This is a genomic window from Rhodoferax ferrireducens (assembly GCF_049302455.1).
Classification (GTDB): Bacteria; Pseudomonadota; Gammaproteobacteria; order Burkholderiales; family Burkholderiaceae_C; genus Rhodoferax; species Rhodoferax ferrireducens_B.
Genome location: NZ_JBAQMD010000027.1, coordinates 47,530 through 63,639 on the forward strand (window position 1 = coordinate 47,530; position 16,110 = coordinate 63,639).

Genomic DNA, 16,110 nt, shown 5'->3' on the forward strand with positions numbered 1-16,110 from the left:
AAACTCTGGGTACCAGGTTGAAGTTCAGCAATCATTTTGTCACCCCGGCGGCAAGGTCTTCGCTGAGTCGCCACAATCTCCACACTCCTTGAAAGCAAGCACGCCGCTTGATGCCCATGACCAACAACCACCGCTTTGTGAAATCGACCCAATGGATGCGCCCTGTCATCCGATGGTCTACCCGCTTTTCTTTGAACTCGCCGCGCTGGTTGCCCGCCTTTGTGCGTCACGCGCCCTTGCGCTTGTCGTCTTTCATCCTGCGCTGCTATCACCTGGCATTGCGTTAACCAAGGGGATGCCCGCGTTGGCCGCTCTTGGGGTATTGGGCTTCCATGACCTCCATCAGCCGGGCCATGGCACCACCTGTTCCAACTTCTCCAATAGCAAGAGTAGTTGTCATCGGTGGCAATAGCCACGCACCAAATACAAGCAGCTGCGCACCAATTCAACCAATAGTGACTACTAACTGGCGCGGGTTGAATCCCTTACCAATGCATTTTCAAACTTCCAATCAAAAAAACGATGGCATGTGTTTTGCTTATCCATAATTGCAAGAAAAGCGATTTGTGCAACGGTGCACAAATGCTCTAGCGTAGGAGCACTAGGGTTCCGGTTGCCGAATGTTGAATTCGCGCGATGTCTGGTCCGAGAGTGCTCCGGCCTCGCAAGAGGCTCCACGGAGGGATAAAAGCCCGGGAGAACGATGTACAGATCGTCTCTTCCTGCGCCCTTTATTTACTTCAGGAGCTTCGTCATGCGTTCGTCAAGTTTTTCTCCCACCACCGCCACCTCGTCCCTGCTGAGCCGCTTGTTCAAGCCCGCCTTGGTCTTGGCCGTGTCCCTGGCTGCTGCCTCAAGTTTTGCAGCCGGCCCCACCACCATGAAGATTGGTACGGTGGTCTGGATCGGTTACGGTCCCTTCTATGTGGCCGAAGCGCTGGACTTGTACAAAAAATACAATCTCAAAGTGTCCTTGCAGGTCTTTAACGACCCGGCCTTGATCCCCTCCGCCATCGCTTCAGGTGCCATTGATGGTGGTCATTTGACCTATGACCAGGTGGTGGGCCAGGTGGCCGGTGGCAACGCGCAAAAAGTGGTGATGCCCATCGACTACTCCAACGGCGGTGATGCCATCGTGGCCGACAGCAGCATCAAGACCGTGAAGGATTTCAAGGGCAAGAAGATCGGCTTCAACCCCTTGTCGCCGTCCGACTTTTTGTTGTCTTACGCGCTCAAAACCAATGGCATGAGTGACAAAGACATTGTTCCCGTCAGCATGACCCCTGAAGCAGTGCCTGCCGCCATGGCCTCTGGCCAGATGCCCATAGGTGTGACTTACGAACCCAGCCTGTCGCAAATTTTGGGGCAGGGCGGCGGCAAAAAATTCAAGGTGGTGTTTTCGTCCAAGAACGCCCCTGGTCTGATTGCCGACGTGATGGTGTTTGACGACAAGGTCATCAAGGCCAAGCCGACCGAGATCAGCGGCATCATCAAAGCCTACCTGGATGGCCTGGCCTATATGAAAGCCAAACCCGATGAGTCCGCGAAGATCATTGGCAAGTTCATGGGCGTGAGCGCCAAAGAGGTGAAGGAACAACTCTCCGGCGTGCACAACATCGCGCTGGCCGAGATGCCCAAAGCCTTTGTGAAGGCCAAGGAAACCACCTCCTACTATGCCAGCGGCGAGATCATTGGCGAATTGCTCAAAGCCAAGGGCCAGATTAAAACCATCCCAGCCGCAGAAGCCACGTTTGACGCGCAATTCGTCACAGCGCTGGCTAAGAAGTAGTGTTTGTTTGACTCGTTGCAGAAGTGGCGGGCCGGTTCCGTCGCGTTCTGCAAGCCCTGTCTCTTGACTTAAGAGGTGTTTGATGGCGCAGATTTTTCACTACCCTGATGGCCGCTGGCCTAACGTGTTCGCGCTCGGCTTTACCTTGTTTGGCTTCGGCACCGGCATGGCCCTGCTGGGTTCACCGTCTTGGACGCTCAACGCATTAGGTTTCTTTCTGGTAGCCCAAACCCTGGTTTGGTCGGCCTATTTCATTCATGAGTTTGCCCACAAAGCCATCTTCATGACCGCCAACGCCAACGAGCGTTGGGGCACGCTGATGAGTTGGATCAACGGCAGTTGCTACGCCAGTTTTGCCGACATGCGGCGCAAACACATGCGCCACCATGTGGAGCGGGCCGATGTGATCACGTTTGACGTGCGCGGCTTTTTGCTGCGCGCGCCGGCCTGGTTTCGCAACGCCGTGCTGGCGCTGGAGTGGGCGTACTTTCCGGCGGTGGAGTTCTTGATGCGGGTCTTTGTGCTGGCACTGCCGTTTCAGGACGAGCGCAAGCGGTCGGCCAGAGGCCGTATTCTGGGCATTGCCGTCATCCGCCTGAGTGCCTTTGCCCTGCTGGGCTGGTGGTCGCTCAAGGCCTTGCTGCTGTACTTTTTGGCTTACCTGGTGTTTGTCACGGTGCTGCGTTTTGCCGATTGTTTTCAGCACACCTACGATGCCTATCCGATCCTGAACGACCAGCCCATTCCGGCTGACAAGGTGCGTGACCGCGCTTACGAACAGGCCAACACCTACAGCAACGTGGTGGGGCTGAACCACCCGTGGCTCAACCTGCTGTGGCTCAACTTTGGCTACCACAACGCGCACCATGAGCGTCCCGCCGCCCCCTGGCACCGCCTGCCCGCATTCCACCGTGAGCTGTACCCGCAGGACTACGCCCAGGTGACCCCGGTGCGTGAGCTGTTGCGCAGTTTTCATGTGAACCGTGTCAAGCGCGTGCTGGCCAGCGACTACGGCCAGGTGCTGCCACCCGGCACGCCAGGCCGGGCCAATGACTTTCTGGGCGCGGTGGGCGTGTCCTTTTTAACGGCGGTTTAAGGTGAAACCCAACTACGCCTTGCAGGGCAAGACCGTGCTAATCACCGGCGCAGCCGGTGGCATTGGCCAGGGGCTGGCACAGGCGTTTGCCGCACAAGGTGTGCGCCTGATGCTGCTGGATCGGCAAGCGGCTTCGCTGCAAACTTTGGCCGAAACGCTGGCCGAGCAAACCGAGGTGCACACCGCCGTCTGTGACCTGGGTGACGATGCCCAAGTGGCCGACTTGGCCGGGCGCTTGCAAGCGTTATGGGGCCGGGTGGACGTGCTGGTCAACAACGCCGGGGTGGAATACCCCACACCCATCAACAGCCGCGCCCCCGATGCCATGGCACGCTGGGCCAGCCTGCTGGACAACAACGTGGTCAGCATGGTGCGCTTGACCCGTGCGCTGCTGCCGCTGATGCAACCAGGTGCCAGCGTCATCAACCAGTCGTCCATCTGGGGCAAGACCGGCGTGCCCGATTTCTCGGCCTACGTGGCGAGCAAACACGCCGTCATTGGCCTGACACGTTCGCTGGCGTTTGAGCTGGGCGGGCGTGGCATTCGCGTCAATGCGGTGTGCCCAGGCTGGATTCGCACCGAGGCCGCCATGCGTTCGCTGGCCTGCATGGCGCAGCAGCAGGGCCGCAGCGAGCAGGAGGTGGAGCGCGAATTACTCGCCCGGCAAGCCTTGCCCGGCATGCTCACCCCACAGGACCTGGCGGGCATCTTTCTCTTTTTGGCCAGTGCCGATGCGGCAGCCTTGACCGGGCAGGCCATGGTGGTCAGCAACGGCGAGGTGATGAGCTGATGGCCGCCGCCGCATTGTCGCTATCGCTGTCGCTGGCTGGCCGCACGGCACTCGTCACCGGGGCTGCCACCGGCATTGGCCGGGCCATCGCGCTGGTCTTTGCACAGGCTGGTGCGGCGGTGGTGCTCAACCACCTGGGCCGTAGCGAGCAGGCTGGTGCGCTGGTGCAGGAGATTCACAGCCTGGGTGGCCAGGCCTGGGCCTTGGAGGCCGATGTCAGCCAGTCTGCCGACGTGAGCCGTCTGGCCGCGCAGGTGCAGCAGGCCTGCGGTGGGCTGGATGTGTTGGTCAACAACGCCGGCATCCTCCAGGAAAAACCGTTTTTGCAGACCACCGAAGCCGACTGGGACCAGATGCTGGGCGTGGACCTGAAGTCGGTGTTTTTAACCTCACGCGCCTTTTTGCCTGCCATGCTGGCACGCCAGGGCGGTGTCATCATCAACATCGCCTCTGACCTGGCGCTGCTGGGGCGGGCGCAGTTTGCACCGTATTGCGCGGCCAAGGCTGGGGTGATTGGCCTGACACGTTCGCTGGCGCGTGAATTTGCGCCGCAGATTCGCATCAACGCCATTGCGCCGGGGCCGGTGGCCACCGCCATGGTGTCTCTGGAGGCCATGAGCCAGAGCGCCATCGACAAGGAGCTGGACATTCCCCAGCACCGCCTGGCCGAGCCACAAGAGATTGCCGCCACCGCACTGTTTCTGGCCTCTGACTTGTCACGTTTTTATTGCGGCCAGGTGCTCGGGCCCAATGGCGGCTCGGTGATGCCATGAGCACCCCGCTCACCCGCTCCACGGCGCTGCCTTTGCTGGTGCTGCTGTTTTCCTCGTCGCTGTGGGGTTTGTCCTGGTGGCCTTTGAAGCAGTTCGTCAGCGTGGGCCTGGGCGGGCCGGTGTTGTCGATGTTGGTGTACGGCCCGGTGGGCTTGGTGCTGGCGTTTTATCTGTGGCGCGAACGCTCTGCCTGGCGACCACAAGCAGGGCTGGTACTGGCCCTGGCGCTGGTGGGCGGCTGGGCCAACACCTCGTTTGTCAATGCGCTGATGGCAGGTGACGTGGTGCGTGTCATGTTTTTGTTTTACCTCTCGCCGGTCTGGTCGGTGCTGGGCGGCTGGCTGTTTTTGGGGGAGCGGGTGGATCTGCGGCGCAAGCTGGCGGTGGGGGTGGCGCTGGCCGGGCTCTGGTTGGTGCTGGGCGGCGCACGGGCCTTGGCCACGCCCTTGAGTGTGGCCGACGTGCTGGCGCTCACGGCGGGGCTGGCGTTTGCGGGCAACAACATCCTTGCGCGTGCCGGCCAATTGATTCCGATTCGCTCCAAAACAGCGGCTGTGTTTCTGGGTTGCGGCCTGCTCTCGGGTCTGTGGGTGCTGGGCTTGGGTACACCGGTGCCTGCTGTGACGCTGACGGTGTCATTGGCCGTTTTGGCCTACGGCTTTGGCTGGATGCTGCTGGCCACCGCTACCTGGCAATTTGGCGTGACACACATGGAAAGTGGTCGCGCGGGCGTGGTGATGCTGGCCGAGCTGCTGGTGGCGGTGCTCAGCGCCACCTGGTGGGGTGGCGAGCACTTGTCCACTCTGGAATGGATCGGCGGCGCACTGATTGGCTGCGCCGCACTGATTGAGGCCACCGACACCGGCGTAGCGCCAACCCCTGTCAACGTTTTGAAGAAGGAAACCCCATGAGCACCGTCTGGATGAATCAACTCTCGTGGCTGGACTACCAGCGCCGCATCACCACCGACCAGCCGCCGGTGCTGCTGCCGGTGGGCGCGCTGGAGCAGCACGGGCCGCATTTGCCGCTGGGCACCGATGGCCTGCTGTCGGCCTCGGTGGCGGCAGATACGGCAGCCCGTGTCGGCGGCCTGGTGGCCCCCACGCTGTCTTATGGCTACAAGTCCCAGCCCAAGTGTGGCGGCGGCCAGCATTTTTGCGGCACCACCAGTGTCGATGCGGCCACGTTGATTGGCTCGGTGCGTGATGCCGTGCGCGAATTTGCCCGCCACGGCGTCACCCAACTGGTGGTGGTCAACGGCCACTACGAGAACCAATGGTTTTTGATCGAAGGCATTGACCTGGGGCTGCGCGATGCGGGCCCCAACACCCAACTCGAAGTCATGCGGCTCGAATACTGGGACTTCATGACCCCGGCCACGCTGGCCGATGTGTTCCCGGATGGCTTCCCCGGCTTTGCGCTGGAGCATGCGGCCGTGCTTGAAACGTCGATGATGCTGCACTACCACCCCTCACTGGTGCGGCTGGACCTGATCCCCGACGATGGCCCGGCCGACTTCCCGCCGTATGACATGTACCCCGCGCGCACCGACTGGGTGCCGCCTTCCGGCGTGTTGTCTTCGGCACGCGGTTCAAGCGCGGACAAGGGTCGTTTGCTGGCGCAGGAAGTCGCTGCGCGTATGGCCCAGGCGATTAAAAGCGGGTTTCGCCAAGTGAGGTTCTCATGACGCAAGTGACAAAAATGTGGCCCTTGCTGACGGCCACCCACCGCTACGACAAGTCCATCTCCACCTTCAACCGGGGCCGGGGTCAGCAGATTGAAGCGCCCATATTGGCCTACCTGATTGAAACCGCGAATGGCCGCATTTTGTACGACGTGGGTTGCGACCACGCCAAGATCCATGACCCGCAAGCCCGGGCCCGCTACTACAACCCGGATGTGTTTGAGTTCGGTGCGCCCGAGATGCTCGAAGAGCAGCGCATTCCCCGACACTTGTCGCGTTTGGGCCTCACACCTGCCGATGTGGATGTGATCTTTATCGGCCACCTGCATTTTGACCACGCCGGTGGTTTGAAAGAGCTCAAACGCTGCGGCTGCGGAGCCGAGATTCATGTGCAGGAAGACGAGGTCACGGCTGCCCGCAGTGGTGCCGACCCCGCTGTTTTTGCCGACGAGCTGCTGGACGACGCCGGCGCGCCGCTGCAGTTTTGCCTGAAACACGGTGAGTACAGCGTGCTGCCCGGTGTGCAGGCGGTGGCCACACCGGGGCACACGCTGGGGCACATGTCGATGCTGATTGAACTGCCCAAAGGCCCGCCCGTTTTACTGGCCGGCGATGCCGCCGACCTGCAGGAGAACCTGGATGACGAAGTGGCCCCCGGCACCTTGTGGCAGGGGCGTGAAGCGCAGGCGGTGCAGAGCATCCGCAAACTCAAGGCCCTTGCCGCCGAGACCGGTGCGCAGATTTGGCCCAACCACGACATGGCCTTTTACCGCAGCCTGCCCCCGTTTCCAAAGGCCTGCGAATGAACCCCGTGCCCGAGCACTACCGCGGTGTCTGGGTGCGCAAGCTGCTGGAGACACCGCAGCAGCGGGACGAGAGCACCTTTGTGCGCTGGCTGCAGACCAGTGTGTGGCATGCGGATGTGCGAATTCCGGCAAGTTCACCGGCGGCCGCTGCGCAGCTTCGGCTGGCCAGCCAGCAAGGGTTTTGCGGTGTGACCCAGGTGGAGCCACAAGCCCAGGGCGAGCTGTGCAGCTGGCACCGCCGCAGTGATTACCAGCCGCCCCGCGCCGATGGGGACGTGGGGGTGATGGTGTTTGAAAACCCTGAGCGTGTCATCGAGACCGGCGTTCATGCGCCGTATCTGGAGGTGTGGGAGCGGTTGCCGCAGTCCACCGGTCGCTTCATCGCGCTGGCCGGGCTGGACGAGGCGGGCGGCGACACCCAGGAACGCTATTTGGTGGCCGGCCGCTACGCCATGCACGTTCGGCCCCGGCGCATGGCCTGGCCGTCGGGCACTCAAGCCGGGCAGACGTTGGGCGATGTGCTGCTTCTTCATCCCGCCATTGCACAGGATTTGCTGGACTTTGAAATCTCGTTTGGCACGCTGGAGGATGGTCAGTGGACCGTTGAGCAATCAACCTTGCCCGCGCTGCAAGGCGCCAGCTTTCCTTTCGCCGTGCGCCAGCTCAACGACACCCAAGCCAGCATTGACAGCCCTGCGGGCGCAGCGCGTTGGCAGATTCTGGAGTGGAGCTGCACTGAGTGCTGCCTGTGATGTGCGCGGCCATCAGGCCGACATCGCTATGAAATTTATAGCTTATGGCCCAGGTATTTATTGGGCTAGAGGCACATTTGGCATGTAATTGTCTCCGCACTGAGGAGACAATCAAGTTGCATTTGCCAACATGGCCTGTGGCCGCCGTCCCATCTGCTCATGCAGCTGTAAAAGCTATAGTGCATTGGATGTTGCCCAATCCACGACGTGAAGACCGACCATGAACATGCACCCCGCTTTCCCCATCCGCTACGTCAACCCGGTGTTTCGCCCACCCAGCGAAGCGCAGTCGCTGATCCTGCCGGTGACCAACGGCTGCTCGTGGAACAAGTGCACTTACTGCGAGATGTACACCGCGCCGCAAAAGAAGTTTCAGGTGCGCGACGAAGCCGAGACGCTGGCGAGCATCCGCAGCTGTGGCGAACAGTCCGCAACCGACGTGCAGCGCGTCTTTCTGGGCGATGGTGATGCCATGGTGCTGTCCACCCGCCGGCTCATGACCTTGCTGGCCGCCATCAAAGACCATTTGCCCAAAGTCAGGCGCATTTCCAGCTACTGCCTGCCGCGCAACCTGCGCAACAAAACCGTGGCGGAGCTGCAGGAACTGCGCGAGGCGGGCCTGTCGCTGGTTTACGTCGGCGCCGAGTCGGGTGACGACGAGGTGTTGCAGAAGGTCAGCAAGGGCGAAACCTTGGAGTCCACCCGCGAGGCCCTGGACAAGTTGGGCGCAGCGGGCATCAGCCGCTCGGTGATGCTGCTCAACGGCCTCGGTGGTCGCCAGTTGTCACAGCAGCATGCCGCCAACTCGGCGCGCCTGGTCAATCTGACCCAGCCGGAATTCCTGGCCACCCTGGTGGTCAGCTTTCCCCAGGGCGAGGAGAGATTTCGCCAGACTTTTGCGTCTTGGGAGCCACTCAATCAGCAGGAATTGTTTGCCGAGATGGCGCAGTTTCTGCAAGCCCTGGAGCTCAAACGCACCGTGTTTCGTAGCGACCATGCCTCGAACTGGCTGGTTCTCAAAGGCATTCTGGGTGCGGAAAAAGAGCGACTGTTATCGGAAGTAAAAAACGCCATGAGCCGCCCGGAGTCGGCCCGGCTGCGCGCGGATTGGCAGCGGGGTCTGTAGGCCAATTGACTGTTCACCGCTGTGTTGGCGCAAGCTCTGGCCGCCTCACTGCTGCACCTGCGCGTTAAAGAAGGGCCTGCATCATCCCGCCGTGCGTGCCGCCGACGCACTGCGACCGTGCCAAGTTACCAATTTGGTGCAGGCCCGCACATAAATACCTTGTTTCAAGCTGGCATCCAAGTTGCTTAGTTAAATCCAAGAGAGGGCGATGTGCATGGCATGCCGCTTGACTTGCTAGACCGCTAGGGTTCCGAGCGCGACATGTTGTGGCGCTGTCTGGTCCGAGAGCTGTCGGCCGCGATCGTTGCGGCTCCACGGAGGGACAAAAGCCCGGGAGGAGATGGTGTGTTGCACCGTCCTCTCTTGCTTTGTTTCTTCAACCACTGGAGCCCGCATGTCAGACACCTCTTCGCACCCGGCCCGCCCAGGCATCTGGCGCATCGGCGGCCAGTTGTCGCGTAGCCAATATTGGATGTTCGCGCTACTGGGCTTGCTCATTCCTTTTTCCGCCTGGGCCATGCTGTCCGCGTCGGGCTGGGTCGATCCGATCTTCATGCCGGGCCCCTGGAGCGTACTGACCCGCTTGATGAGCTGGCTGGTGGCAGATGACTTGACCGGTGATGCGCTCATCAGCATCTACCGCGTTGCCGCCGGCTTTGCGCTGTCTGCCGCGCTGGCCCTGCCATTGGGCTTGTTGATTGGCGCGTTTCGCCCGGTCGAAGCGCTGCTGGAGCCCCTGACCGATTTCATCCGCTACATGCCAGCCGTTGCCTTCATCCCCCTGGTGATGTTGTGGCTGGGCATTGGTGAGAGCGCCAAAATTTCCATCATCTTCATCGGCACTTTTTTCCAGATGGTGCTGATGGTGGCTGACAACGTGCGGCTGGTGCCCCTGGCGCAAATCGAAGCGGCGCTGACCATGGGCGCCACGCGTTTCGAAATGATTCGCCTGGTGCTGGCCCAATCGGCCCGCCCCGCCATGCTGGATACCTTGCGCATCACCATGGGCTGGGCCTGGACCTATCTGGTGGTGGCCGAGCTGGTGGCGGCCAACTCCGGCCTGGGTTACGCCATTCTGAAGGCCCAGCGCTACCTCAAGACCGACACCATCTTCGGCGGAATCATCCTGATTGGCGTGATCGGCCTGGTCATGGATCAGGGCTTTCGCTGGCTGCACCGGCGCTTGTACCCCTGGGCCCACACAAGAGGATAAACATCATGTCCAAAGTCATCATCAACCAAGTCGGCAAGGTGTTTGAGCGCGCGGCCAGTCCGGTGCCGGCCCTTGAAAACGTCAACCTCAGCATTGAGGACAACGAGTTCATCACCCTGGTGGGCGCCTCGGGCTGTGGCAAGTCCACGCTGCTGCGCATCCTGGCCGGGCTGGAGTACCGCACCAGCGGTGAGGTGCTCTGCGATGGGCGCAATATCTCAACCCCCGGTGCCGACCGCGCCATGGTGTTCCAGCACTACAGCCTGTACCCCTGGCTGACGGTGATGGAGAACATCAAGTTCAGCCGCCAGCTCAAGGTCAACCGCGAAAACCTCAGCTCATCCGACGTGGAAGCCGCCTCGGGCCGCGCCGATGCCTTGCTGAATCTGATCGGCCTGCGCAAGGTGAGAGACGCGTACCCGAATCAGCTCTCGGGCGGTATGCAGCAACGCGTGGCGATTGCGCGGGCGCTGATGGGGCGGCCCTCGATCCTGTTGATGGACGAGCCCTTTGGCGCGCTCGATTCGCAAACGCGCGAGGTCATGCATGACCTGATCCTGCACATTCACCGCATTGAAAAAACAACCATTGTTTTCGTGACGCACGACGTGGAAGAAGCCGTTTACCTGGGCCAGCGCGTGGTGCTGATGCAGCCGCGCCCCGGGCGTATCCACAGCATTTTTCCGGTGCCGCTGCCCGCGCAGCGCACCCAGGACATGAAGCACGGCGAAGCCTTTCGAGCCCTGCGCGCCGAGATTCTGGCCCGCATCCGCGAGAGCACCGGCATCACCACCGACCTGGACATGCTGGAGCAGCTCAACCTGCAAAGCGCCGTCGTTTGAACGTCCGGCCACCTACTTTTAACCTAACCCTCAGCGAGAACACCATGTCCATGACCTTCGCCAATTTACCCGCACTGGCCCGAGCCGCCGTGCCTGAGTCCTCAGCCAGCTTTACATCAGACCTGGTGTTGTGGGAAGAGTCCCTGCCCGGGGGCTGTCACTGGTCTGGCGTGCTGCGCCGCGGCAACACCTTGCGCCTCACGGACCTGAACGGCACGGCCAACGTGTCAGCGCTGTTCTTCAATCAGGAAGAAAAAACCGAGCGATACAACATGCCCGACACGCTCAAGGCGCAGCACACGGCTTACCTGACCCGGGGACATGTTTGCTACTCGGACATGGGGCGGGTGCTGTGCTCCATCCCCGAAGACAGCTGCGGCTGGCATGACACGTTCTCAGGCGTGCTCGATGCCGCTGGATTGGAAAAAAAATACGGGCAAGCCCGTTACCAGACGCACCGCAACAGCATGTACCGCAGCGGTTTGGACGGTTTGGTGGTCGAGCTCAACAAATGGGGTTTGGGCCGCCGGGATATGAATGGCAACGTCAATTTTTTCAGCAAGGTGGCGGCAGATGCCGATGGCAAGCTGCAGTTCGACACCGCCCACCGGCAGCCGCAGCAGCATGTGGATTTGCGTTTTGAGATGAATGTGCTGGTGCTGTTGTCCGCCGCGCCGCATCCGCTGGACCCCGCCCCCGACTACGCGCCGGGGGCCGTCAAGCTCACCGCCTGGCGCTCCGGCACCGCCGGTGCGAACGACGTGTGCCGTTTGTTGTGCCCGGAAAACGACCGGGGCTTCATCAACACCGAGCGCTGGTTTCTGTAAACGCGTGCACCACCCCCCACCACACCCGCCTGACCCCATCACCCCAAGGAAAACCACCATGTCTGCCACTCTTGAAATCAGCGCGCTTGACCCGGCGCATGCCATTTTGGACACCATTGTCCCGGCCGGCGAGCCGTGGCTGCAAAAGCTCACCAAAGGCCAAATTTTTCGCATTGTTGATCTGGAAGGCAACCAGGCGGTTGACACTCTGTTCTACAACGCCGATGACTGTGAAGAACACTACAGCCTGACCCACACCATCCAGGCCCAGGGGGCTTTGTACCTGAGCCTGGGCTCGGTGCTGATGTCCAGCGAAGGCCGCGCCATGCTGACCATCGTGGCCGACACCTGTGGCCGCCACGACACCTTGGGCGGGGCCTGTTCCTGCGAAAGCAACACGGTGCGTTACGCGCTGGAAAAGCGCGCCATGCACAGTTGCCGGGACAGCTTCATGGCCGCCATTGCCCACAACCCCTATGGCCTGCACAAGCGCGACATTGCCTCCAACATCAATTTTTTCATGAACGTGCCCGTGACAGCGCAAGGCGGCCTGACGTTTGAGGATGGTGTTTCGGCGCCGGGCAAATACGTGGAAATGCGCGCCGAGATGGATGTGCTGGTGCTGATCTCCAACTGTCCGCAACTCAACAACCCCTGCAACGCCTACAACCCGACCCCGGTGCGCTGCCTGGTGTGGAACCCGGCCTGACAAACCCGCAGACCGGACGACCGGTTTTGTGTTGATTAACGGCTGGACGACCCGCCAATGGATTGATCATGTTCAAAAAAGTACTTGTTGCCAATCGCGGCGCCATTGCCTGCCGCATCATGCGCACCCTGCGCCAGATGGGGGTGGGCTCGGTGGCGATCTATTCAGAGGCCGATGCCGAGTCGGCCCATGTGGCCATGGCGGACGAGGCCGTGTGTGTCGGCACTGCCGCTGTGGCGGGCAGCTATTTGGCCATGCAGCGCATCATTGAGGCGGCGCTGGCCAGCGGCGCGCAAGCGGTTCACCCCGGCTACGGCTTTCTGTCAGAAAACGCGCAGTTTGTCGAGGCCTGCGAGGCCGCCGGGCTGGCCTTCATGGGGCCGACACCGCAGCAAATGCGCACCTTTGGCCTCAAGCACACGGCCCGCGCGCTGGCTCTGGAGGCGGGTGTGCCCCTGCTGCCCGGCACCGGCCTGCTGGCCGATCTGGACAGCGCCTTGGCGCAGGCGCACACCATTGGCTTTCCCGTCATGCTCAAGAGCAGCGCCGGAGGCGGCGGCATTGGCATGCAAATGTGCCGCGATGCCGATGAATTGAGCGCCGCGTTCGATTCCGTGAAGCGTCTGGCGCAGTCCAATTTCTCGGACGGCGGCGTGTTTCTGGAGCGCTTCATTGCCGATGCCCGCCATATTGAGGTGCAGATTTTTGGCGACGGCGCCGGCAACGTGCTGGCGCTGGGCGAGCGCGATTGTTCGCTGCAGCGACGCAATCAGAAAGTGGTGGAAGAAACACCGGCACCCAACTTGCGCGACGAGGTGCGCCAGGCCTTGCTGGACACCGCCCGCAAGTTGGCAGCCAAGGCCCACTACCGCTCCGCTGGCACGGTGGAGTTCGTGCTGGACGCGGCCACGCAGGCGTTTTATTTTCTGGAAGTCAATGCTCGCCTGCAGGTGGAGCATGGCGTGACCGAGGCGGTTACCGGGGTTGACCTGGTGGAATGGATGGTGCGCCTGGCCGCGGGCGACATGCCGCCCTTGCACACCCTGCAGGTGGTGGCGCGCGGCCACGCGGTGCAGGCCCGCCTGTACGCCGAAGACCCGGCCAAAAACTTTCAACCCTCCACCGGCTTGCTGACCGAAGTGAGCTTTCCCAACAACCTGCGGGTCGACACCTGGATTGAACGCGGCAGCGAAGTCAGCGCCCATTACGACCCGATGCTGGCGAAGTTGATTGCGCATGGTGTTGATCGGGCACAGGCCCTGGCCAAGCTGGCGCAGGCCTTGGCCGAGACACGCATCGCCGGGCTGGAGTCCAACCTGGATTACCTGCGCGCCGTGATGCGGTTTGCACCGTTTGCAGAAGGCCGCCACACCACGCGCAGCCTGGCCAGCTTTCACGCCCCCAGCCATGCCATCGACGTGCAAGTTGCGGGCGTGCAGACCTCGGTGCAGGACTGGCCGGGCCGCATTGGTTACTGGGACGTGGGCGTGCCACCGTCCGGCCCCATGGATGGGCTGGCGCTGCGCTTGGCCAACCGGCTGCTGGGCAACCGCGAGGGCGCTGCAGCGCTGGAGATCACGGTGGCAGGGCCTACTCTGCGCTTTCGCAGCGCCATGACGCTGGCGGTGACCGGTGCGCCCATTGAACTCACGCTGGATGCTGCACCCGTGCCCATGGGTGCGATGTTTCAGGTGCAAGCGGGTCAAACCCTGCGCATCGGTCGCGTCACCGGTGCCGGGTGCCGCGCCTATCTGGCCGTGGCAGGGGGCTTTGACGTGCCCTTGTACCTGGGCAGCCAATCCACCTTCACCCTGGGCCAGTTCGGTGGCCATGGCGGTCGGGTGCTGCGTGCGGGTGATGTGCTGCACGTGGGCCAGGCGTGTGGTTTGGCGGCGATGGATGTGGCAAGCGCAGCGGCCTTGACCCCCAGTTATCAGACGCATTGGAACATCGGCGTGCTGGTTGGCCCCCATGCCGCGCCCGACTTTTTCACACCTGCCGACATGGCGATGTTTTTTGCCACCGACTGGCAGGTGCACTACAACTCCAGCCGCACCGGGGTGCGCCTGATCGGCCCCAAGCCGGCCTGGGCACGGCGCGATGGTGGCGAAGCGGGGCTGCACCCGTCCAACATCCATGACAACGCCTACGCCATTGGCGCGATTGATTTCACCGGTGACATGCCCGTCATTCTGGGGCCCGATGGCCCGAGCCTGGGTGGCTTTGTTTGTCCGGCTACCGTGGTGCAGGCCGAGTTGTGGAAGCTGGGTCAGCTCTCGCCGGGCAACACGGTGCGTTTTGTGCCGATGGGGCAGGCCCAGGCCATCGCCCAACTGCGTGCGCAACAGCAGGCATTGAGCCACACACCACTTGCTGACGCCAGCGTTGAAAGCACGCCAGGCGCTTCATTAATGATAGCTGATGACGCAGTATTAATGAGGGCTACAGGTAAAAATGGCACTGAAGAAGTGGTCTACCGGCGTGCCGGTGATGCCTATGTGCTGATCGAGTTTGGCGAATTGAAGCTGGATTTGACGCTGCGCTTTCTGGTGCACGCCCTGATGGCGCGGGTGCAGGCCTTGCGCGATGCCGGTGGCCTGGTGGGTGTGATCGATTTGACCCCCGGCATCCGCTCCCTGCAGGTGCATTACGACCCGCTGCGACTGCCGCTGGCCTGTTTGATGGACAGTCTGCTGCAAGCGCAAGCGGGGCTCAGTGCCGCGCAGGACATTGAAGTGCCCAGCCGCACCGTCTGGCTGCCCTTGTCGTGGGACGATCCGGCGACCCGGCTGGCGATAGAGAAATACATGCAGTCGGTCAATGCCAATGCGCCCTGGTGCCCGAGCAACATCGAGTTCATCCGCCGCATCAACGGCCTGCCCGACATCCAGGCGGTGTATGACATCGTGTTTCAGGCCAGCTACATGGTGCTGGGCCTGGGTGATGTCTACCTGGGTGCGCCAGTGGCCACGCCGCTGGACCCACGGCACCGGCTGGTCACCACCAAGTACAACCCGGCGCGCACCTGGACACCGGAAAACGCGGTCGGCATTGGCGGCGCTTACCTGTGCGTCTACGGCATGGAAGGGCCGGGCGGTTATCAGTTTGTGGGCCGCACGGTGCAGATGTGGAACCGCTGGCGCGAGACGCGCGAATTCACGGCGGGCAAGCCCTGGCTGCTGCGGTTTTTTGACCAGATTCGCTTTTACCCGATGCAGGCCCAGGCCCTGCTGGACTACCGCAAGGACTTCATTGCCGGGCGGGTCGGCTTGCGCATGGAAGAAGGCACATTCCGGCTGTCGGACTACCAGCGTTACCTGGCCGACAACGCCGCGGCCATCGCCCAGTTCAAGCAAGGCCAGCAGGCCGCCTTTGAAGCCGAGCGCGAACGCTGGCGGCAAGCCGGTGTCTCTGAGGCACCCGATACCGGTGGCGCTGACGATGCCGCCGACCGCGCTGCCGCTGCCCAGGCCTTTGACGGCGAGGTGGTGGCCTCGCAGGTGTCGGGCGGGGTCTGGTCGGTGCAGGTGGCACAAGGCGCACAAGTCACGGCCGGGCAGGCGCTGCTGGTGATCGAGTCCATGAAGATGGAGATCACCGTGCACGCCCCTTGTGATGGCTGTATCGAGCAGGTTCTCTGTGTGGAAGGCCAGTCCGTCACAGCAGGACAAGCGCTGGTGCTGATGCGTTAAACCACGACCTG

Annotated in this window: 15 protein-coding genes and 2 riboswitches; all 15 genes read left to right on the forward strand. The window is 62.1% G+C overall.

Translation table 11 applies throughout. From position 1 onward, the window contains the following. Positions 1-88: 88 nt before the first annotated feature. Positions 89-412 (forward strand): hypothetical protein, encoded by a 324-nt coding sequence (locus WA157_RS04595; protein ID WP_422619843.1) that lies wholly within the window; start codon positions 89-91, stop codon positions 410-412. Between the two features lie 178 nt (positions 413-590). Next, a riboswitch (guanidine-I (ykkC/yxkD leader) is annotated at positions 591-701 on the forward strand. A 53-nt stretch (positions 702-754) separates the two neighbouring features. Continuing rightward, a complete protein-coding gene (locus WA157_RS04600) occupies positions 755-1,789 on the forward strand; it encodes an ABC transporter substrate-binding protein (protein WP_422619844.1) in 1,035 nt (344 codons plus the stop codon). Between the two features lie 82 nt (positions 1,790-1,871). After that, positions 1,872-2,885 carry a fatty acid desaturase family protein gene (locus WA157_RS04605; RefSeq protein WP_422619845.1) on the forward strand — a complete coding sequence of 338 codons (1,014 nt, stop codon included), beginning with the start codon at positions 1,872-1,874 and terminating at the stop codon, positions 2,883-2,885. Between the two features lies 1 nt (position 2,886). Next, positions 2,887-3,675, forward strand: coding sequence for an SDR family NAD(P)-dependent oxidoreductase (locus WA157_RS04610; RefSeq protein ID WP_422619846.1), 789 nt, complete (start codon positions 2,887-2,889; stop codon positions 3,673-3,675). Beyond that, complete coding sequence (locus WA157_RS04615) at positions 3,675-4,448, forward strand: SDR family NAD(P)-dependent oxidoreductase (protein WP_422619847.1); 774 nt, start codon at positions 3,675-3,677, stop codon at positions 4,446-4,448. The genes WA157_RS04610 and WA157_RS04615 overlap by 1 nt, the downstream gene beginning before the upstream one ends. Further along, positions 4,445-5,359, forward strand: a complete 915-nt coding sequence (locus WA157_RS04620) for a DMT family transporter (RefSeq protein ID WP_422619848.1) — start codon at positions 4,445-4,447, stop codon at positions 5,357-5,359. Before WA157_RS04615 ends, WA157_RS04620 begins: the two co-directional genes overlap by 4 nt. Further along, on the forward strand, positions 5,356-6,135 hold the full coding sequence (locus WA157_RS04625) for a creatininase (protein ID WP_422619849.1): 780 nt from the start codon (positions 5,356-5,358) through the stop codon (positions 6,133-6,135). The genes WA157_RS04620 and WA157_RS04625 overlap by 4 nt, the downstream gene beginning before the upstream one ends. Continuing rightward, positions 6,132-6,938, forward strand: a complete 807-nt coding sequence (locus tag WA157_RS04630) for an N-acyl homoserine lactonase family protein (RefSeq protein ID WP_422619850.1) — start codon at positions 6,132-6,134, stop codon at positions 6,936-6,938. Before WA157_RS04625 ends, WA157_RS04630 begins: the two co-directional genes overlap by 4 nt. After that, positions 6,935-7,690 carry a hypothetical protein gene (locus WA157_RS04635; protein WP_422619851.1) on the forward strand — a complete coding sequence of 252 codons (756 nt, stop codon included), beginning with the start codon at positions 6,935-6,937 and terminating at the stop codon, positions 7,688-7,690. Before WA157_RS04630 ends, WA157_RS04635 begins: the two co-directional genes overlap by 4 nt. Positions 7,691-7,910: 220 nt before the next feature. Continuing rightward, complete coding sequence (locus WA157_RS04640) at positions 7,911-8,816, forward strand: radical SAM protein (protein WP_422619852.1); 906 nt, start codon at positions 7,911-7,913, stop codon at positions 8,814-8,816. Between the two features lie 231 nt (positions 8,817-9,047). Then, positions 9,048-9,155, forward strand: a riboswitch (guanidine-I (ykkC/yxkD leader). Positions 9,156-9,210: 55 nt separating this feature from the next. Continuing rightward, the gene (locus WA157_RS04645) at positions 9,211-10,029 is read left to right on the forward strand and encodes an ABC transporter permease (protein WP_422619853.1); all 819 of its coding nucleotides are present in this window, start codon (positions 9,211-9,213) and stop codon (positions 10,027-10,029) included. A 5-nt stretch (positions 10,030-10,034) separates the two neighbouring features. Further along, complete coding sequence (locus tag WA157_RS04650) at positions 10,035-10,871, forward strand: ABC transporter ATP-binding protein (RefSeq protein ID WP_422619854.1); 837 nt, start codon at positions 10,035-10,037, stop codon at positions 10,869-10,871. Between the two features lie 44 nt (positions 10,872-10,915). After that, positions 10,916-11,698, forward strand: coding sequence for an urea amidolyase associated protein UAAP1 (locus WA157_RS04655; RefSeq protein WP_422619855.1), 783 nt, complete (start codon positions 10,916-10,918; stop codon positions 11,696-11,698). A 58-nt stretch (positions 11,699-11,756) separates the two neighbouring features. Next, positions 11,757-12,407 carry an urea amidolyase associated protein UAAP2 gene (locus WA157_RS04660; protein ID WP_422619856.1) on the forward strand — a complete coding sequence of 217 codons (651 nt, stop codon included), beginning with the start codon at positions 11,757-11,759 and terminating at the stop codon, positions 12,405-12,407. 65 nt (positions 12,408-12,472) lie between these two features. Continuing rightward, entirely contained in the window at positions 12,473-16,099 is a 3,627-nt protein-coding gene (uca, locus tag WA157_RS04665) for an urea carboxylase (RefSeq protein ID WP_422619870.1), read from the forward strand. Positions 16,100-16,110: the final 11 nt, after the last annotated feature.